This is a genomic window from Nodularia chucula CCY0103, from assembly GCF_963923915.1.
GTDB classification, from domain to species: Bacteria; Cyanobacteriota; Cyanobacteriia; order Cyanobacteriales; family Nostocaceae; genus Nodularia; species Nodularia chucula.
Map to the genome: position 1 here is coordinate 1 of NZ_CAWUOL010000089.1, position 20,628 is coordinate 20,628.

General features: G+C 41.5%; 17 protein-coding genes and 2 pseudogenes. 10 read left to right on the forward strand and 9 right to left on the reverse strand.

Annotated elements, in window-relative coordinates:
- Positions 1-243: 243 nt before the first annotated feature.
- Both ACM0OP_RS19360 and ACM0OP_RS19365 read right to left on the reverse strand, forming a co-directional pair.
- Entirely contained in the window at positions 244-1,194 is a 951-nt protein-coding gene (locus ACM0OP_RS19360; protein WP_414530055.1) for an RpoD/SigA family RNA polymerase sigma factor, read from the reverse strand.
- Between the two features lie 89 nt (positions 1,195-1,283).
- The gene (locus ACM0OP_RS19365; protein ID WP_414530071.1) at positions 1,284-2,129 is read right to left on the reverse strand and encodes an RNA-guided endonuclease InsQ/TnpB family protein; all 846 of its coding nucleotides are present in this window, start codon (positions 2,127-2,129) and stop codon (positions 1,284-1,286) included.
- On the opposite strand from ACM0OP_RS19365, the pseudogene ACM0OP_RS19370 reads away from it, so the two are divergent.
- A pseudogene (locus tag ACM0OP_RS19370) lies at positions 2,128-2,253 on the forward strand (transposase); the annotation flags it as partial. The gene ACM0OP_RS19365 and the pseudogene ACM0OP_RS19370 overlap by 2 nt on opposite strands.
- A 128-nt stretch (positions 2,254-2,381) precedes the next feature.
- Here the strand turns inward: ACM0OP_RS19370 and recD2 are convergent.
- Positions 2,382-4,637, reverse strand: coding sequence for an SF1B family DNA helicase RecD2 (gene recD2 / locus ACM0OP_RS19375; protein ID WP_414530056.1), 2,256 nt, complete (start codon positions 4,635-4,637; stop codon positions 2,382-2,384).
- A gap of 124 nt (positions 4,638-4,761) precedes the next feature.
- Here recD2 and topA point away from each other — a divergent pair, with 124 nt between their 5' ends.
- Complete coding sequence (gene topA / locus ACM0OP_RS19380; protein WP_414530057.1) at positions 4,762-6,903, forward strand: type I DNA topoisomerase; 2,142 nt, start codon at positions 4,762-4,764, stop codon at positions 6,901-6,903.
- A gap of 119 nt (positions 6,904-7,022) precedes the next feature.
- Here topA and ACM0OP_RS19385 read toward each other — a convergent pair whose 3' ends face one another.
- From ACM0OP_RS19385 to ACM0OP_RS19410, 6 genes are all read right to left on the reverse strand, one after another.
- Positions 7,023-7,856, reverse strand: coding sequence for a glycosyltransferase family 2 protein (locus ACM0OP_RS19385; RefSeq protein ID WP_414530058.1), 834 nt, complete (start codon positions 7,854-7,856; stop codon positions 7,023-7,025).
- Positions 7,853-9,043 (reverse strand): tetrahydrofolate dehydrogenase/cyclohydrolase catalytic domain-containing protein, encoded by a 1,191-nt coding sequence (locus tag ACM0OP_RS19390; protein ID WP_414530059.1) that lies wholly within the window; start codon positions 9,041-9,043, stop codon positions 7,853-7,855. The genes ACM0OP_RS19385 and ACM0OP_RS19390 overlap by 4 nt, the downstream gene beginning before the upstream one ends.
- A gap of 100 nt (positions 9,044-9,143) precedes the next feature.
- Positions 9,144-9,428: a hypothetical protein gene (locus tag ACM0OP_RS19395; RefSeq protein ID WP_414530060.1), complete on the reverse strand. Its 285-nt coding sequence runs from the start codon at positions 9,426-9,428 to the stop codon at positions 9,144-9,146.
- A 112-nt stretch (positions 9,429-9,540) separates the two neighbouring features.
- On the reverse strand, positions 9,541-10,491 hold the full coding sequence (locus tag ACM0OP_RS19400; RefSeq protein WP_414530061.1) for an RNA polymerase sigma factor, RpoD/SigA family: 951 nt from the start codon (positions 10,489-10,491) through the stop codon (positions 9,541-9,543).
- Between the two features lie 72 nt (positions 10,492-10,563).
- Positions 10,564-10,965: a DUF192 domain-containing protein gene (locus ACM0OP_RS19405; protein WP_414530062.1), complete on the reverse strand. Its 402-nt coding sequence runs from the start codon at positions 10,963-10,965 to the stop codon at positions 10,564-10,566.
- Positions 10,966-11,063: 98 nt separating this feature from the next.
- A complete protein-coding gene (locus tag ACM0OP_RS19410; RefSeq protein ID WP_414530063.1) occupies positions 11,064-12,692 on the reverse strand; it encodes an ATP-binding protein in 1,629 nt (542 codons plus the stop codon).
- 173 nt (positions 12,693-12,865) lie between these two features.
- Here ACM0OP_RS19410 and ACM0OP_RS19415 point away from each other — a divergent pair, with 173 nt between their 5' ends.
- The 8 genes and pseudogenes from ACM0OP_RS19415 to ACM0OP_RS19450 all read left to right on the forward strand — a co-directional run.
- A complete protein-coding gene (locus tag ACM0OP_RS19415; RefSeq protein WP_414530064.1) occupies positions 12,866-13,159 on the forward strand; it encodes a DUF2958 domain-containing protein in 294 nt (97 codons plus the stop codon).
- Positions 13,160-13,237: 78 nt separating this feature from the next.
- Positions 13,238-13,555 carry a hypothetical protein gene (locus ACM0OP_RS19420; protein ID WP_414530065.1) on the forward strand — a complete coding sequence of 106 codons (318 nt, stop codon included), beginning with the start codon at positions 13,238-13,240 and terminating at the stop codon, positions 13,553-13,555.
- 148 nt (positions 13,556-13,703) lie between these two features.
- Positions 13,704-14,141: a hypothetical protein gene (locus ACM0OP_RS19425; protein ID WP_414530066.1), complete on the forward strand. Its 438-nt coding sequence runs from the start codon at positions 13,704-13,706 to the stop codon at positions 14,139-14,141.
- Between the two features lie 70 nt (positions 14,142-14,211).
- Entirely contained in the window at positions 14,212-14,922 is a 711-nt protein-coding gene (locus tag ACM0OP_RS19430) for an ADP-ribosyltransferase (protein WP_414530067.1), read from the forward strand.
- Positions 14,923-14,997: 75 nt separating this feature from the next.
- A complete protein-coding gene (locus tag ACM0OP_RS19435; RefSeq protein WP_414530068.1) occupies positions 14,998-15,129 on the forward strand; it encodes a hypothetical protein in 132 nt (43 codons plus the stop codon).
- A 186-nt stretch (positions 15,130-15,315) separates the two neighbouring features.
- Positions 15,316-15,681 (forward strand): hypothetical protein, encoded by a 366-nt coding sequence (locus ACM0OP_RS19440; protein WP_414530069.1) that lies wholly within the window; start codon positions 15,316-15,318, stop codon positions 15,679-15,681.
- Between the two features lie 72 nt (positions 15,682-15,753).
- On the forward strand, positions 15,754-20,028 hold the full coding sequence (locus ACM0OP_RS19445; RefSeq protein ID WP_414530070.1) for a strawberry notch-like NTP hydrolase domain-containing protein: 4,275 nt from the start codon (positions 15,754-15,756) through the stop codon (positions 20,026-20,028).
- A gap of 134 nt (positions 20,029-20,162) precedes the next feature.
- Positions 20,163-20,564, forward strand: a pseudogene (locus tag ACM0OP_RS19450) (helix-turn-helix domain-containing protein); the annotation flags it as partial.
- Between the last annotated feature and the right edge of the window lie 64 nt (positions 20,565-20,628).

A 20,628-nucleotide genomic window follows, 5' to 3' on the forward strand; every position in this document is an offset into this window, starting at 1 on the left:
ACCATATTTTGGGTTATTTTTATCACCTCTTTCTTAACATTCAACACTTCTGATCACAAACAGATAATTACCCAGCAAGATTAAATTTCCACCCATCACTTCAAATGTTTAGTCCATCTATAGATACCTTTGCGGATGATAGTTTTTAAAAGATATTATACGCTATAAAAAGCACAATCGAATAGTAATAAACCAGTTCTTGTTTAGGTGGGGACGAATCCCCATCTGAATTATCCCTCTTGTTCAAGAAAATAAATATTGTTCAATTTCAGGTTTTTGACGACGTAGAACAGTGATTGCTTGCTGCTGGATTTGACGAACTCGTTCTCGACTGACATTCATTTTCTCGCCAATTTGAGCCAAAGTCAGTTCTTGATCGTTCTCTAATCCAAAGCGCAAAATTAATACTTCACGCTGTGTTGGTTTGAGGGATGCTAATAAACTATTCAAATCTTGGCGCAGAAGTTCTTGGGTGATATGCTCGTTGGGAGATATGCCTCCATCTGGCAAAAGTGCATTAAGTTCTGTGTCTTGATTATCTCCGACCTTGACATCTAAAGAAATTGGCTGACGAGAGGTGCTGAGAAAATCTCTAATCTGGCTTGGTTGTAAGTTTAAAGTTTCAGCAATTTCTGTAATACTGGCCGGACGACCAAGTTTCTCAAACAGTTCTCGCTGTACTTTTTTGATTTTGTTGAGTTGTTCGGTGATATGAATTGGCAAGCGAACAGTACGGGACTTTTCCGCTATCGCTCGTGTGATTGACTGCGTAATCCACCAATAGACATAAGTTGATAACTTGTAGCCACGATTTGGGTCAAATTTTTCCACCCCTCTTTGTAAACCTATTGCCCCTTCTTGCAGTAAATCCAAAAATTCTAGATTGCGCTTCTGATACTTTTTGGCAATGGAAACCACCAGGCGCAGATTTGCTGTCACCATCTTTTGTTTGGCTCGTTGACCAAGTTTTTGAATTTGAGCTACCTCAGCTTCACTTTTTTCAACATCAACAGCTAATTCGAGAATTGTTGGTTCTCGGTCTAGTTGTTGGGTGAGTTCATTTCTTCTTTGCTCAATTGCCATCATCTGCTGTACCTGCCTACCATAAGCAATTTCTTGGTCTGCGGCCAGCATTGGATAACGACCAATCTCCTGCAAATAGATACGAACCATGTCTGGACTCAGGCTGGACATACAACAAAACCGTTTTTTGATAATTAGACGAACCTAAGATTATAGATCAAATAGCTGATTGACTCTCCCCGGCATGAATGACCGGGGATTCAAACTGATGCTACGAACGAGGCTAAAGCCATCGTTCTCCGCTTTTTACAGTTATTCTTCCAGAGAAAAACTCTCTGTGGGACAGTCAAAAGTCCCCTAACAGTCTTGGCTAAATCTAAATTTAGCTGTTCCTTTACCTTTTTTAAAATATTTGCACATCCATTAGTATCGGCGTTGACCTTGATACTTTTTGCTGTGACAAAAAGACCTCTAAACACTCGCTTTCCTGACGATTTCCACCCTTCTGACTTATTGCCAAATACAGGTACAGTATCGCCATCTAAAAAGCTAGATTGGCTAGTGTAGCTCTCCTCTGTTTCTACAAAGTTAATACCATAGATTTGACACAACTGAGATATTCTCTCTTTTAGCTTTGCGGTAGGAATCTGCACAAATGTTTGATTATTTTGAGAACCAATATTTATGCCATTTTTATTGCCTTTATTCCAGCCAAAAACAATATTACCAATTCCGTGACTAATGCAGTAGTTAATTACAATTCTTGCCGCTTTGTTGACAGCATCCCTCATCTGGCGATTCCGTTTTTCAGTTATATGGGCTAATCGCTGACTCCAAAAACCTTGAGGTTTGCCTTCTTTTAACTTAGATACTATTTTGTTGTACCACTGGTTTAGACTTTTAAGTTTTCGTCCATCGACAATAAAACTTGTTCCAAGATTGGAAACGCAAGTCAACCAATTGTTTACACCAGGGTCAATCCCAAGTGCTAGTTTTGAATTTAGCTTAGTAGCTACAGGCTTAACTCTGTATGCAAACTCGGCATAAAGGCAACCATTGCGAGGAAGTATTCTTAACTCCTTAATATCTTCAAACTTAATGTTAATAAGAAAGGAATTTCCAGAGTTACTAAAACTTCCTACGTTGTGGACACCTAGCTATTTTGTCTCAACGGCTGGTAATATTTCGACTGAAGCAGTAAAGAATTACATTGCACAGCAAAGAGATTGACTCACTGGCAGGTTAAAACCTGCTAATTCCTTTTCATCCCCCCTGGCTAAAGCACGAACAACGCAACTGCGTTGCTATTTCTCAGGGGTTTTCAAGCTAACCTTTATAATTTTTCTAGCTTTGAGTAGTTACAATTGGACTTGCAATTGCAACCTCTGCCACAATCGTGTGTATCTTTGCTGATCATTTGTAGTCCGTACCGCCAGAGATATTGCCTTCTTGGAACCGACCACAATTGCTAATTTCCTGGCACGGGTAAGTCCAGTGTAGAACAAGTTCCGTGACAGCATGATGTAGTGCTGCATATATAGTGGAAGTATCACCACTGGATACTCACTGCCTTGGCTTTTGTGTATAGTTACACTCCATGCCAACGTAATCTCATTGAGGTCAGCATAATCGTAAACCACAGGACGACCACCGTAATCTACCTCCACCTCCTGTTCTTCCGTATTAATACGAGAGATAGTCCCCAAATCCCCATTAAATACCTCCCGATTGTAGTCATTCATTTGCTGGATAATGCGATCACCTACCCGCAAAATCATCCCACCCCGGTTAATTTCGGTTTTCTCTGGTGCGGGAGGATTGATCAGCTGCTGCAATACGGCATTCAAATTCCGAGTTCCAACCAATCCCCGTGACATTGGACAAAGAACCTGGACATCAGTAGCGGGATTAAAGCCCAGCCGGGGAATAAAATCAGTAACCAACTCGCTAATTGCTTGGACACCATGCTCCGGCTGATGACCACCACCATGCCACAGACAGTCTGACACAGGATTGTCCGAAATCGCTTCCATCATTGGATAATCGCCTTGGTTGATTTGATGTGCGGCGGTGATAATTGCACTCTGTTGAGCTTGCCTGAATACTTGCGTTAGCCGGACTACTGGCACTTGCAGCGATGTAATCATATCAGCCAGCACTTTACCAGGGCCAACTGAGGGTAACTGGTCGATATCGCCGACTAATAATAGTTGCGCTCCTTGAGCTACGGCTTTGACCAAGGAATATGCTAGAAACAGGTCAAGCATACTAGCTTCATCCGCAATGATAGCTGTATAAGGCAGGGGATTTTCTTGATCACGCTTAAAGCCCATTGAACGAGGGTCAAATTCTAGCAAGCGATGTATGGTTTTTGCCTCAAGCCCGGTCATCTCACTCAATCTTTGCGCTGCCCTCCCAGTTGGTGCAGCCAGGGCGACTGATTTGCCCATTGCTTTCCACAAACTGACTATCGTGTGCGTAGTGAAGGTTTTTCCAACGCCAGGGCCACCAGTGAGAACCATTACTGGAGAGTAAGCTGCTTTCTCTACCGCTTGCTGTTGCTGTGGCGATAGTTGAATCTTGTGACTAGCGGTAAAGCGCTCAATCCAAGCCCGAACACGGGACATATCTTGTGCAATCGGCTGGTGCAACCGTCGAGATATCAATTGGGCAAGGTTTTGTTCAGTATGGAAGAAAGTGGGCTTGAAACACAGCAGTAATTTCTCCCCAAAGTCCCCCCGAACAATTTCTCTCACCAAATCCTCTCTTGCACCCATGTCTTTAATAATGCTGGCGATCGCATCTTCCGTTGGTTGATGATCATCTGTTATTAGCAGTTTGGTAACTTTCTCAATTAGTTCTAGCTGTGGCAGATAACAATGACCGTCCTCGGCAGCTTCACTCAGGGCGTGGATGATTCCGGCTTGGTAGCGAAACTCTGAGTCAGGAGCAACCCCTAGATTACGAGCAATTTTATCGGCAGTGAGAAAACCGATGCCGTATATGTCGGTGGCGAGTTGATAAGGGTTTTCGGTTACGGTGGCTATTGCTCTTTCTTGATATTGCTTGTAAATTTTTACAGCATAGGTGGTGGAAACACCGTGGCTTTGCAGAAATATCATCACTTCCTTGATGGCCTTCTGCGTTTCCCAGGCGTTCTTGATTAACTTAACTCGCTTTTTGGCGATACCTTGAACTTCGATGAGGCGGTCAATTTGATTGTCAATAATCTCCAACGTCTCTAGCCCGAAGTGAGCAACGATACGTTTGGCTGTGACCGGGCCAACCCCTTTGATTAACCCACTACCCAAATATTTCTCGATTCCAGTAAGTGTGGCAGGTTTGGTTTCCTGATAATTGGTAACTTGGAACTGTGGTCCATACTGTGGATGTTCACGCCAGAAACCTGTTAACTCAAGTGTCTGCCCTGGCTGAATGTTGGCGAAACTACCAACGATTGTAGTTAAATCTTTAGATCGGGGACGCACCAGACGCGCCACAGTGTATCCGGATTCTTCCGAGTGAAATGTGAGGCGTTCCACTACTCCGGTGATGGTTTCGTAGTGGAGAGTTGCGTTGACTTGTTGTTGCGAGAGATTTGGTAAAGTGGACATTATTGGTAATAGTTTATAAGGTTATTAACCCTTAATAGTTAAAAGAAGCATCATTATAGTACACTTATACTAAACAGTAAGAAATAATTGCTTATCAATATAAAGTAATCACATCGCATCTGCCATGCCAAAGCGTCTTCTTGTAGTTGAATCCCCTGGTAAAGTCAAAAAACTCAGTCAAATTCTGGGTACAGATTGGATCGTCCGCGCCAGTTGTGGTCATATCAGAGAACTGAGTAACGATGGTGATGATTCACTGGGCTTCAGCATTGATGGAAGCAATATCAAATGTCACTACATCCCTCGTGATCAACGAGCCAAAGAAACTATTCAAAAACTCAAAGCCGCAGTCAAACAAGTTGATGAAGTCGTCTTAGCAACAGACCCAGACCGGGAAGGTGAAACCATCGCTTGGCATCTCAAGGAAGTATTGGGATTGAAAGAACCCAAACGAGTGGTGTACACGGAAATTACGGCAGCAGCAGTCAGAACTGCGATCGCTAACTCCCGAAAACTCGATTTTAACTTAGTGGGTGCGGGACTGTGCCGGGATTGTCTGGACAAGTTGGTAGGCTACAAAGGCAGTCCCTTGGTGTGGGCATTAAATAATGGGGCTAAAAGTGTTGGTAGAGTCCAAAGTGCGACATTACATTTGATTTGCCAACGAGAAAGAGAAATTCAGACGTTTGTTCCCCAGGACTACTGGAATGTTTTTGTTGATTACGCTGAAGGATTTCGGGCTTTTTACAACGGGACAACTGATTCTCGCCTAGAAGCGCAGCAGCAAGAAATTGACACTAATGATGATGCAGCTACAGGTAGCAAAGAAAAACCAGAATCTAAACGTGTTGTATCTGAAGCTGAGGCGACAAGGTTAGTTGAACAAGCGCGGCAACATCCTCACAAAATTATCCAAATCGAAGGTAAAACCGTCAATCGTCAACCACCGCCCCCTTTTACGACTTCTACACTACAACAAGCAGCCGGTTCTAAGTTGAGATTTTCCCCAGATAAAACCATGCAGGTGGCACAAAAGCTATATGAAGCTGGGTTAATCACATATATGCGAACAGACTCGGTGATGCTAAGTCCTGAGTTTTGTACCAGCGCTCGGCAATGGTTGGAACAAAACGACCCTGAGAATGTACCGCACCAGGTAGCGAAACACCGTAGCAGCAAGTCGGCTCAAGAAGCACATGAGGCTATCCGTCCTACAGATGTGTTTCGCCCTTCAGTAGAACTACGTGCGGAATTACCAGCTGATGAATTCAACCTGTACGTAATCATTTGGAAACGTGCGATCGCTTCTCAGTGTAAAGCCGCCCAACTCCGCAAAACTCAAATAATCACCCAGTCAAGAAACCTGTTATGGCAGGCCAGAGGACAAGTAATTGAGTTCTACGGTTATGCGCGATATTGGAATAATCTCAGCAAAGATTCAGATTTACCTGCTTTAAAACAAGGACAAGCGCTAACCTTAGAAAATGCGGGACATGAGAAAAAACAAACCCAGCCACCACCACGCTACAGTGAACCAAAACTTGTACAGGTAATGGAGCGCAAAGGCATTGGTCGCCCTAGCACTTATGCTCCCACTGTAGCCACTCTTAAAAAACGGGCTTATGTAGAGTTGAAAAAAGATAATCTGCAACCCACAACTTTAGGTTTAGAGGTTGACGCTTTTTTACAGAAGGCTTTACCCGATTTACTGGAAGCTGAGTTTACAGCCAAAATGGAAGATGCCCTCGATGCGATCGCCGATGGGAAACAGGGCTGGCAGCAATATCTCAGTGGCTGGAATCATGATTACTTTGTACCTGCACTCTCCAAAGCTAAAACCTTAGTTGCAGGTGCATCAAATGGTACAACTTCTGTTGAGCGTAAGTTTGAAACTTCCAAAACTCACTGTCCTCAGTGCAATAGTTTGATGTCCAAAATACCCAGTACCAAAGTCAAGAAAAAGTATTTCCTTAAGTGTACCAGTGGTTGTGAAAATGTGGTGTTGTTTTGGAGCGATCGCTCTAAGACTTGGGAAACACCCCACAGCAAAGAAAGCGAACCAAAACCCCCAGCTAAGATAACTTCGCATCCTTGCCCTGTGTGCCATTCGCCTTTAGAGGAGTACAGCTATACCAAGGATGGACAGCAGAAAACAATGCTTCGGTGTTCAGGACCTAAATCTCGTCAGGACAAGAAACATAAGGATGTGGCTTACTTTAATACAGCGAAAGGGTGGTGGAGTCCAAAGTTTGGGGAATTAAGTTGAGCTTACCTCAAAACAGAAAAGTTAATTATCATCCAAAGAATCATCGCCGACATAACGCATTTTGGATCGGTGTGTATCGCTAATTATGGGCAGGTGCGATAGAATTTTGGGCTAATTTATTAAACTGCAAATACTTTTGGTATTAATGAAATTTTTGCCTTGTGTTTATAGATTGCTACAAGCTGCTCTAATCGTTCAACAAAATTTTCCTGAAGAATAGAGTAGTTAGCTTGATTAGTAACAATCAGTGATAACTCATTTGCCCATTGTTCATAATTTGAACTACCAATAATACCAATAGAAGACTGAATATAGTTAACAAGAATGTTGTTGTTGAAACCAAAGCCGTCTTCACCCCATATGCAACCACATTGCAGTAAATATTCGTAGTCCGCAAACACTTTAAACTGGGGATTCCATCTAGGGGCATCGCTTCGGTAGTGGACGAAACCATTGCTGTCAAATATTTCTTGTTGCCATAGAAGTTGCTGTAAAGAGCAGCAAGTGCTAGGAGAAACAAACTGTTTCCCTTGGCGAATCACACTACCATTGCGGATGACATCGCGGCGACGCTGCTGCCTTGCCATGCTGTATCGAAGATGGGGATGTTGTTTAAAGTCCTGACGTATTGAGGCAACAAATTCAGGCGTTATGCTATTATCATCGTCCAGATATGAAACAATATCACCACCAGATGCATCTAGTCCTAGATTACGAGCGTAGCATAAACCAAAGCCACTGCTCGCTTTAGGGTGTTCCATTTCAATGTAACTAATAGCGCAATTAGTTATTGCCCTGATGCTGGTAATGATATCTCTAGTATCAGGATTAGCACCATCATTTATGACAATCCACTCAAAATTGTGGTCAGTTTGACTTTGAATACTTGGCAGTGCAGTAGATGCTATCTGCATAGGTCTATTGTAAGTTGCAGTGATAATTGATAATTTCAAAGCTCTATACCTCTATCAGTTGGTTGTGTTATTGTTGTATTGATCGCAGATTCAATTTGTTGCCATCTTGCTACATCCTCGTTTGTTATACCTCTGGCAGTTTCAATTTTATTACTGACAAGAGTTAGTCGAATCAGAGTTAGATTTTCATTGCTTCTGGTAAGCGTTAAACTTTGCGTACTGCTATTAAAGGTGATTTGGTAGTTATTACCTTCCAAGACAAATAAATTTTCTTTTTCTGTGCGAATAAATTGGGGATAGGCATTTGCTTGTTGCCCAAAGAATGCTATAGCTATGGGGGCAATTATAGTAGAGCGTTGCATTTGTTCTTGCTGTAATTGCTGGTAGTTCCATTTTTCAAGTTCTATGCTCAATTCCATTTTTACTAGACGTTCTGCTAATATTGCCATTTCTATAGGACCTACACCTCCTGGTACGGGTGTAATATTCTGGGGGATGCTGTAAACACTGCGATCTACATCGCCAACAGCACCATTCGCTGTAGGTGTAAAGCCACCATCAACAATTAAGCGATGAGAGGAGAGTACATAGTCCGTGAAAACTCCTTGTCTACCGGTGACTGATACAACAATGTCAGCTTCTCTAGTTCTATTTAAGTCATCGCCGTCTTCCAAACAGAAACAATTGATTCGGCTTGCTTGTAAATATTTCAAGACACCATTACCGACAAAGCCACCTCCGCCAACAACTGCCACATTGGAATCCCTGTCTGCATAGGATTCCACAATTCTGGCAATTCCTTGAGCAGTAGCACAACTTTTAAATAAATTGTTACTTTTCCTGCGGACGATATCTATATCTTTTTCTGGTTTTAATAGCTGAATTGAGCTTGTAAACTTAGTTGGAATTGGGTACTGAACAATAGCAGCAGTCATCTTGCTGTCTTCATTAATGGATTCGATAATGTTTTCAAATTGCTGTACTGCAATCTTAGATGACAACACCATATAATTAGGAATAACGCCAATAGCGTTGAATGTTGCTACTTTTTGCTCGGCTGATATTCTGGCTGCTTCATATCTACCTTTTAATTCATTGTTGGTATTTTCTGAAGCCTCAAATCTGATAATTGCTACTTCTTTTTGAGATGCTTGAAATAAGCATTTATATTTTTGGCATTCTTGCTTTATATGTTCTCGTATTAACTGTCCATCTATGAGTGTCATTTAATATGATGTTAAATTTGAAGAAGAAAATTGTAAATCGTATGTTACAAAAAAATAAGTTCTTAATGCCTAATAGTATGAGGAGAACAACGCGATTTTGTTAGGTGCTTGGGTATTTTAAATGTTGTTGGATATTTATATCTATTTGTGCCGACTTACTTGGTCGTTTAGTGATTTCACCAACTTCTTGTCCATTAAAAGAAACCCAGTTAGTGACGTAGCGTTCAGTGTCATAAAAACCACTAAATTCAATATTGCTATCAGAACACTTATTCTTGAACCATTGTTCTGCTTCTTGTTCTGTCTTGAATGTTCTAGCATCCACTTCTTCAGGGGAAAGATTCCAGTTTGTATTATCATACAAATCGCAAACATAATGTACCATAATTATTTCTCCTTGCTAGAAATCTTGTATTTATCTTAATATTTTGAAAATATTAAGTATATAGACTTACTTTAACACAAATAAATAGTAGCAGAATCCAAAATCTGGAAAATCAAGAAACTAAATAATCCTCCAATTGGCTTTGTTGCTTACGACGCAAAATAGTGATTGCCTTCTGTTGGATTTGTCGAACTCGTTCTCGACTTAGTTTTAAGCGTTTACCAATCTCAACTAAACTAAGCGGCTGCTGATTTTCTAATCCAAAGTGTAAGATTAATACTTCTCTTTGGATAGGTGTCAAAGATGCCAGCATACTTTTAATATCTTGACGCAAAAAATCAAGGTTAATCTCTTCCTCTGACTTATTTTCATTAAGAATGATACTTATTAATTCGAGGTCTTGCTCCTCCCCAATTCGTAAATCTAAAGAAATTGGTTGGCGAGAAATACTTAAATATTCACGAATTTGATTCGGTTCAAGATTTAGAGCTTGAGCAATTTCTGGTAGTGTGGGATTACGACCCAAAATCTGAGACAATTCTCGCTGTATTCTCTTAATTTGATTCAGTTTTTCAACAATGTTAATCGGCAACCTAATTGTCCGAGATTGCTGGGCGATAGCACGAGTAATTGCCTGAGTGATCCACCAATAAGCATAAGTAGACAATTTATAACCTCTTGTGGGGTCAAATTTCTCAACACTACGCTGTAAACCGAGCGTTCCCTCTTGAATCAAATCGAGAAACTCAACATTACGATGTTTGTATTTCTTAGCAATTGAAACTACCAATCGTAAGTTAGCAGTTATCATTTTTTGTTTAGCTCGCTCTCCTTGCTGAAAAATTGTGACTATTTCTGATTCACTTTGACCAATATAGTCAGATAATTCTGCCAAACTTGGTTTTCTATCTACTTTTTTTTGAAGCGTATTCTTGATTTCTTTAATGGAAATCATCTTCTGCACTTGATGTCCGTAAATAATTTCCTCTTCTCCTGATAATAAAGGAAATTTGCCCATTTCTTTTAAAAAAATATGAACTAAATCTGAACTAAGTAATGACATAAAAACTCACCTCAATTCCTACAGAAATTATACCCTAGTTTTTGAGTATTTTTGTGGGTAAAATGTTTGAAATTAGAGATTTTTGAAAGTTAATTTATCTCCAACTTGAATATTAGATATACCAGCAGGTAGTTCTAGAACTTTGTTTGCTCTACTGCCAAAATAAACAGTACAAGGGGCTTGATAACAAGGTTGAGCATTGTGTATTACGGTAGTCACCAGACCATTATCGAGATAAATAATATCAAGAGGAAAACGAACTTGGTGCATCCAAAACCCAACATTCTCGTACTGATCGCCTAGCTTGAATAACATTCCTCGGTTGCTGGGTAAACTAGCACGAAATTTTAATCCCTTCTCTAATTCTTTAGGCTTAGTTGCAACCTCTAAATAAAATGTTTGCTCGTTTTGGGTAAATTTTTGGGTAATGGGTAATTGCTGAGGACGAGTTTGGAAGTATGCTACAGTAGTCATTCCAATAATCAAACATATTCCAGCTATTGGTCCCGCTATATTTAGAATTTTCAGACCCATAAGATATGGGCCTATCTTGGTTTTTGAAATTTGCATAACTATCCAAAAATATTTACATTACCAACGCTAAACATAGATGAATCAACTGGACTAGACGGTAGTCCTTGAAGGTCAGCCTTGTTCCGCATGGTTTCAACTTTGTCAGCTTCTCTAATCGCTAGAGGATTAATATTTTTTCTCGCTTCTAACAAAGAAGTTAATGTAATTTCCAGTGGTGGTAATTCATCTAGTCCAAAAGTATCCTGTGGAAACATTTGGCAGAAAGTTGTAGCTGCTGCTCTTTCTACAATGGTTTGGATTTCTGCACCGACACAACGCTGTGTTTCCTTAAGCAATCGTCGCCATTCTTCATCAGTAAATGGATTGCCATTACGGAAACGCTCATCAAATCTTTTCAAGTGAATTTTAAATATTTTGTGTCGTTCTCCGTTATTAGGTAAATCTACCTTGAAAATTTCATCAAATCGTCCACATCTGGTAAGTTCAGGTGGCAGTAAGTCTAAATTGTTAGCTGACGCAATAATTAATACATCACTGGTACGCTCTTGCATCCAGGTCAACAGCATCCCTGCTAACCGTCTAGATAAATCATCTTCCCCAGCAAATCCCTTATCAAAGTCGTCGAGATAAAAGATGATGCGGTTGATTCGATCCACCAGCCCCAGTAATTTTTTCAGCTTGTACTCCGCGAGGTTGCCGTAACTGCGGAAGTTGCCCCATTCGACAATAATTAAGGGCGCACCCAAACGTTGAGAACAAGCTTTTGCCGAGTGAGATTTACCCGTTCCTGGTGGCCCAACCAACAACACACCCTTGGGCAGTCGTATATTGTAAGCTTTAGCCAGTGGTGTAGTCAGTCGTTTGTATTTCTTAAACGATTCTTGCATCAGTTCCAGTCCGCCAACTTCAATCGCCGGGGGCTGAAGAAATTCAATGTTGTAAACCCGCTTGAGTAGATTAATTTTGTAAGCAGAAAGTTTTTCAACTGCTGTTATATTATCGGTGATAACAGAATGGACACCATACTCATGGACACCATACTCAATATCTGCAATGTACATTCCTACCGCCGCGATCGCTAAATCATGAATTTCCGATTCACTATAAACTTCTCTTAAAATTTGCGGTAAATAAGCCGTGATTTCCTCGACTGTTGGTAATTCCTGAGTAACAGTAGGCACTTGAGCCGCAATATCAGGCGAGAGACTAGCATTAGGTCCAAGTAGAATAGCTGTTTTTTTTGAGTTACGATTGTAGAGTTTAAGATTAATCAGTGCTGATTTAATCCACTCGGAAGTCAGGAAGAAATCAGGGTCAGTTGTATTAGTACCCAACCACGGAAATATCCCTTCTAGTATCAAAATGCCTTCCAGGTTGGTAGTTTTCCAGAATCGCAAAATTTCAAAATAATGTTCACGCCTGGATTTAGCAGTGATGGGTTGATATTCTCCTACTAGCCGTAGAGTTAATTCACCCTCGTTAATTTGCAGTTGGTGAAGATGGTCATCTTCCAATGTCCACAGATAGCAGTTTATCGCTTGGGCATTGGATTCTCTGGCAATACTGGTGAGTAATCGCACCCTCTCTGGTAGTGGAGATTCTAGGGCGATCAGTGGATTTTTCAGGTGTATGAGGTCGAATAGTTCTTGGATTAATCCAGAATTCATTGGTTACTGAGATTAACGTCCTCATGATCATAAATTTTGTGTAATTTATTATCTACACCCAAATTTACTAACTTCAACTCATACTTTTGGGGGATAGAAGTGGCTGAAAGCTAGAAAACTCGTTTAGAACTAAAATTGCTACGCAAAATTCAGTGAAGTATGACTCACAAAAAATGAACTTATTACCACCGGAAATTCGTAGTCAATTACCCAGTCTTTATTCTCAAGAAAAAATTGCAGATCCTATTGTATACATCAAGTTTTTCAATCCATTGTCGAATTGGACTTGGTATGCAACTGAGTTCGATGGTGAAGATACATTCTTTGGTTTGGTACAAGGTTTTGAAGAGGAACTAAGTTATTTCAGCCTGACTGAACTACAAGAATATCGCGGCAGGCTAGGTGTTGGTATAGAACGAGACTTACATTTTCGCCCAACTCCATTATCAAAATTAAGACGAAATTAATTAGAAAAAGCAGGATCACCTTTAACGATCCTGCTTTCCCCGCTACGCAAATTTTTTTGACAATTTATGGAGGCTGTTATGAACCAGCAATCACTTTATTATTCTATCAATCAAGCTGTTTCTGATGGTAGTCAAAGAGAATGGACTTCAGAAGAAATTAATTTTATTGATAGCAACTTAGAACTGCAAGAAGAATTAAACAATTGGTTACAAAACTCCATCAGTGACGGATGTTGGCATCCTGAAAATTACAAGATACTAAAATCTATGACCAGTAGTTTATCAGTATCATTTGACCACAAGATACTAAAATCTATGAGCAGTAGTTTAACAGCATCATTTGAGCAATCAACTTTAAATTATATTTCAGATGAGGTAGAAGATATTCCATTTTAAGGGCAGATAAAAATTTCCTCATGATCTGTTGTTTGGAGATTTAATATCCAAATTGTTGATATTGAGATGTTCAATTAAGCCTCGCACATTTCCACGGGGCTTATGAACGCTACGCGAAATTTCAATGAAAATATTTTGGACAAAAAAAATGGATATTCAAAACACACTAACTCTAGCTATTGAAGTTATCTTTTGGGCAATGATTGTTTTAATGCTCAACGATTTTATCAATGGACTTTTCTTGTTACAGCCTCAACCTCAATATACAGTGATTTCTGCACAACCCCCTTCACCAGTTGCAGAAACCAAAGATATTCCTAATCCTGTTGTTGTGGAATCTGAAGCACCTCAAGAATATCAGTTTGAAGAAATTCCTGACCCTTGGGATTTGGAAATAGATTGTGAACCCAAAATAGGCGAAGCACAAACAGTAGTAGTACCATTCCCTACATTGAGATTACTACCACCTGCCCAAGTAACTCCACAACCGAAACGCCGTGGAAGACCAAAGAAATCCGCCGACAGTATTCAACCAACTGCTAAGACTGAATCTCGCAAGCGCGGCAGACCTCGTAAATCCGCTTAGTCCCTAATTAAATTACAAAATTTCAATCCCTCGGCTAAATACCGGGGGATTTTAGTTGGAATTAAACAATATGTGGACACCACCATTTAATTTGGAACTAAGTGAAATTGAACAATTTTGCCTGATGAGCTTAATTCCAACTGAGCCAAATAATGAAAGAATTGGTGATATCGGCTATCACCAATCCAAAATTGAATTTACCTTGGAATTTGCACCTTTGTTATCGCGTGTTGAAGCTTGGGCGCTATCCATGTACTTGGGTCCAACATACTACTATCGTAATATCAATTTGAGTTTGGCAAATGTTCTTCCTGCTAGAGAAGACAGAGACAAGTTTTTGCTTATCGCTAAAGCAGCTACAATTGCACTTGTGAAAATTCCAGCAATCACACTCACTGAATTGCAAACATTACCTCAGCCCACTTCAACTAAATATCAATATCTGAAGCGGTATAAAAAGTTATCTGTCGAAAGAATCAATAAATACCAGCCAGGGAGGAAAATTACAGAAACAACATTCACCAGCACGACCTATTGGCAAGATGTTGTAGGATTGATGCAGAGGTATAGTGAACAAGCAACTGCTGTCTTTCATATCAATCCCAATTCCATTTCGCAGGGGAGATATGTTGACCCCATTAAACGCAGAAATCGAGAAGGAGAAATCTTATTTCCTCCAAATATTCGATTTCAAGTTAGTAAGATTGAATCTCAAGAATATCAAGTTACCGAATCAGGACAAACTCGTGAGTTAATGGTTATCGAACTCAACGAACTTTAACTAACAGGATAGCCAGTTACTTATAATGTAGATAGCTGGCTATCCTGTTAGTTTATGACAAAGGAGAAAGTTTTTATGCCTGATACAACTGAAATCGACACTTCTGTAACCCCAGCAGAAGATAATGAAGAAGGCGGAATAGCTGGGCGATGGGAATCTGAAGATGAAGCAGATGGTACTGTTTTTGAAAATGAAGAAAGTGAATAATAAACAGTAAAAATTACTGCTCAAAAAAGCCCTGTGAGGGGCTTTTTATTTGGAAGTTTTTTACGTAAATAAAATCAACGCCAATTTCAGTTCATTTAAGCGATCGCACACATCCAGCGATTGCCTCCGGCGGGCGTTCCGCCATAGCTTCTCAATTACAAAACAATGCAAGCAGCACACTGTGCATTGGCAGTCGCACTGAAATCTGCCCCAGATGACCCAGATTTTGCAAGCGCAAGACAACATCTACAAGCAGCGATTGCACTTTCTGACGAGTATCAGAAAGTTTGCTGGAGTATTTTCTGGAAAACATCACCTGAAAAACTCAAAAGGAAAATACGTTCTCAGTGCCACGAATTAGCATTCGATACCTATTCACACATGATTCAGTTAGGTCTATTGGTAAACGAGTATGCGGCTAACCAAACATCTCGCAACATCCCGCCGCCGCAGTCCTGGCAAGAATTTATTTTCACCCTTAAACGTGCTTTTGAGTGGATCGAACGAGAGCATTCAGCAGAAATCTACGTTAGACAATTGAGTTTGATTTGATAGCTGCTCTAGACAACTTCCAGAACAGCTAAGGCTACGCCAAATTTTTGTGAAACATTAATACATATCAATATGGTAAGCCAAATCTTTTCACAAGGCTCTCTGTTTGACCTACAAACTGTGTTGGACTATGGGGAGTCAGTAGTCAATGTTGCTCAAGAACTTACCAAATTATTATTTGATCACCGTGCCTTAAGCACCAAAAGCATTCAATCGCAGATGAACCGATATTTCCTCGGTACTGCGGCTGAAGGTGCATGGCAGTGGAAAGACGCTTATGAAGCAGTCGAGGTTGCGGCAATTTTATATCTGGGGCAAAAGGGTTTATCTGTGAATCCCCTCCAAGAACTACAAATGCTGGAATCACTTTGCCCGACTCATACCCGCCGTAGCGAAGAACAATTGCAACTACAGCAGTTCTCGACTCCTTTACCACTGGCATACTTGGTAGCATTAGCAGGGCAAATAACCAGCAATGATTTAGTGTTAGAACCATCGGCTGGTACTGGTATTCTAGCCCAGTTTGCCAAGCTCAAAGGTGCAAGTCTGATGCTCAATGAACTAGCAGAAGATCGGGCGAAGATTATCCGGCGACTGTTCCCTGGCGTTCCGTTGTTCTCTGTGAATGCCGAGCAAATAAACGACTATCTGGCGGGTAAAACTCAGCCATCTGTTGTGCTGATGAACCCACCATTTTCATCATCGCCCAAAATCAATAGCCGTAATCCTGATGCAACCCCTCGGCATATCAACTCAGCGTTACAGAGACTGTGCGATCGCGGACGGCTAGTGACAATTTCTGCTAACTGGTTCTCACCAAACAATCCTACTTGGCGAGATACTTTCATTAAGATGCAGGAGAAGGCAACAGTAGTGCTTTCGGTTGGAGTTAACGGCAGGGCTTACTCAAAGCACGGGACAACTATGGACACCCGAATTACGGTGATCGATAAAATCCCGGCTGCTAATCCTGCCGATATCCCCTGCATTCCTCAAACCCTTGAGCTTGGTGAAATACTGGCACTGATTGAGCGACTTCCCGCCCGACAAGCTTGGGAACGTTCTACTCCAAATGTGGCAACGTTCTCTAAGAAAGTCGTTAACTTGCCAAAACGCACTGCAATTGCACAACCAGAAACAGCATCAGAATTTACAGAGGTTGTTGCTCTTGATTATGAAGTTGTCGAGTGGACTGCGAACGAAGGTCTGAAGGATGCTCTTTACGAAACTTACCGTCCGCAACGGTTAAGAATTAAGAATGCTTTACCTCATCCATCTCTGCTGTGTGAAAGCGCAGCCCTAGCTCTTGTTTCTCCCCCGGTTCCCATCTACAAACCCCACTTGCCTCAGCACATCATCACTCAAGGATTGCTATCTGAGGCACAACTTGAAAGCGTGATATACGCAGGTCAAGCTCACTCAGAATTTCTGTCAGGTTCTTACTTGGTGGGTGATTCCTGGGACAATCTTACAGTTGCAGCAAATAGCGAAGAAAATGCCGTTAGATTTCGCCGTGGCTGGTTCTTAGGCGATGGTACAGGTGCAGGTAAAGGCAGACAGGTAGCTGGTATCATTCTAGACAATTGGTGTCAAGGTCGAAGAAAAGCCATTTGGATTTCCAAGAGTTCTGCACTAATTGAGGATGCTCGTCGAGATTGGTGTGCGCTTGGTGGTCGTGAAAAAGATATTATCGACCTCAGTAACATCAAACTAGGTGATCCAATCCCTTTCACCCAAGGCATTCTGTTCTGCACGTACTCAACCCTGCGTTCCGTCAGGTTGCCGCAGGCATCGCAAAAAGGAGGCAAAAGCCGACTCAAGCAAATCGTAGAGTGGGCGGGTGCTAATTTCGAGGGTGCGATCGCCTATGACGAGTGCCACGCAATGGGTAATGCAATGGCACAAGAGGGGAAACTGGGCATGGTTGCAGCATCTCAACAGGGTATTGTTGGGTTACGACTGCAAAATGCTCTACCGCAAGCAAGAGTGGTTTACGTTAGCGCAACCGGAGCTACCAAAGTTTCTAACTTATCTTATACCAATCGTTTGGGACTTTGGCAGACTGGAGACTTCCCATTTACGAACCGTGAGGATTTTGTGGAATCCATCGAGGGCGGTGGTATTGCAGCAATGGAGGTTGTTGCCAGAGATTTGAAAGCGCTGGGATTGTATTTGGCGCGATCGCTCTCCTTTGAGGGCGTAGAATATGACACATTAGAAATTGAGTTAACATCGACTCAAGAACGTATCTATGACAGTTACGCAGATGCTTTCCAAATTATCCATAACAATCTTCACAAAGCACTAGAAGCGTGTAACATCTCCGGTGCGAAAACATACAACCGCATGGCTAAAATGTCTGCGATGTCTCAGTTTGAATCGCATAAGCAAAGGTTCTTTAATCATTTGCTGACCGGGATGAAATGCCCTCAGTTAATCAAAGCCATTGAGCAAGATTTAGCCCAAGGTCATGCTGTTGTCATCCAGATAGTTTCGACTAATGAGGAACTGTTAAAACGGCGACTCAATGAAGTTCCTGCTTCGGAGTGGAAGGATTTAAATCTTGACCTAACTCCCCGTGAGTATGTGATGGATTACCTGTTAAGTGCGTTTCCCGTCCACTTACACGAAATCCATTCCGGTGAAGATGGAGATGAACGCTCAGAACCGGCTTTTGATGCCGATGGTTCACCAATTGTATCTCAAGAAGCTGTAGCTTTGAGAGATGCGCTGGTTGACCGATTGGCAAGCCTTAACCCCATCCCTGGCGCTTTAGAACAGTTATTGTGGCATTTCGGTCACAAGCAAGTTGCTGAAGTCACAGGGCGTAGTAAGCGAGTCCTTAAGGATGAAAACGGACGGTTATTTGTGGATTCACGGGGTACTGGAGCAAACATCGCGGAGACTACAGCATTCATGGCTAATGAGAAACAAATACTCATCTTCTCTGATGCTGGTGGTACTGGCAGAAGTTACCACGCTGATTTGAACGCACAAAATCGTAGACGGCGATCGCATTATCTTTTGGAAGCTGGTTGGAGGGCTGACAATGCTATTCAAGGTGTTGGGCGATCGCACCGCACTAACCAAGCATCTGCACCAATTTTCCGACCAGTTACTACCAATGTGCGCGGTGAACGTCGATTCATTAGCACAATTGCTAGACGGTTGGACAGCTTGGGCGCACTTACCCGTGGGCAACGGCAAACAGGCGGTAATGGGATGTTTAATGCCAAGGATAATCTAGAGTCGAACTATGCTGAATATGCTTTATACGAGTTATTCAAGCAGATTTTCCAGGGTCGATTTTACGAAGTACCTTTGGGTAAGTTTGAGCAAATGACTGGACTCAGCCTGACTTCTCACGAAGGAGGTATGAAAATTGACCTTCCACCGTTGCGACAGTTCCTCAATCGGCTACTGGCTTTGACAATCGGGATGCAAAATGTGATTTTCGAGCGTTTTGAACTGCTGTTGAGTCAACAGATCGAAACTGCGATCGCTAATGGGATCTTTGATGCGGGTGTTGAAACGCTTCGGGCTGAAAAGTTCACTGTAGAAAGTTGTGAATCAGTTTACACTCATCCTGCCACTGGGAGCGTGACCAATTACCTGAAAATTGAGCAGGTTCAACGGAACAGCATCAGAACGGCTGAGGAAATACTTGAGTTTGCTACTCAGTACCAAGGAGAACTCATGGTGAATGAAAAGTATGGTAATGCAGCCGTATCAATCCCTACTCATAGTTTCTTCGACTCTGAGGGTGGCGTTGTTCCACGGGTTCTGCTTGTGCGACCGCAAAAGGAAATTCGTGTACCCCTAGACAAGCTGGAATCATCAACTTGGCAGCAGGTTTCGACTGATACATTTGTTGCGGCGTGGTCGAAGGAGGTAGACCAATTACCCAAATTCACTACTGATTACCTGCATTTGGTTACGGGCATATTGCTACCAATCTGGAAAATGCTACCACAGAAAACCAATCGAGTATATCGGTTGCAGACAAGCGATGGACAGAAAATTCTCGGTCGCGTGGTCAGTGCAGAAGATATTCGTACTGTTACCGAACAATTGGGACTGAAGAACAAACTGTTAAGTCCAGGGGAATTGGTTTCGCTGGTGTTAAACGAAGGGTACTCACAGCAATTGCCCGGTGGTGTAACTGTGCGACGTTCTTACGTTGCTGGTGAACCACGAATTGAGTTAGTTGATGCTTTGCCTTTAGCTGACAGGCTTGTGGCTATTGGATGTTTCACCGAGATAATTCAATGGCGCAAGCGGATATTTATTCCAGCTAATGACAAAGCGACAGAAATCCTGGCTGCTGTGATTGGGATTCTGAATTAAGACATTGAGCCACTCTGCTTGACAGAGTGGTTGATTCTTTTCTAATTAAAGTGCTATCTAAGTAGGTGGGCGTGAAATAACCAAAATGTGTAACAATAAGTAAATACAGTAAATAAGATAAATGGGTATAAAAAATGCCAGCACGTCTTAGAGTATTTCTGAACCAAGAAGAAGATAGAACTTTATTTGAGTTAAGGACAGCCATAACGGTATCACAAAAAGTAAAAGATAGAGCCGAAGTGGTGAGGTTAAATTCTCGTGGATGGTATGTGGAAAAAATAGCAGCCCATTTTAATTGGGCAGACCAAACAGTAAGGGAAACACTTCATAAATGGGATAAAAAAGGTTTAGGGGGACTATGGGATGCACCGGGTAAAGGAGGAATCCAAAAGTGGAAAGAAGAGGATATTGTTTATTTAGAAGAATGCCTCAAAAACGAACCACGGACATATAATAGTCGTCAATTATCAATAAAGCTAGAGAAAGAAAGAAATATTAAGTTGAGTCCCGACAGAATTAGAAGGGTACTCAAAAAAAGGGGATTCATTAGACATATCCTTAATATAAACAATAAGGTATAATAAAGAACAAAAGCAAAGA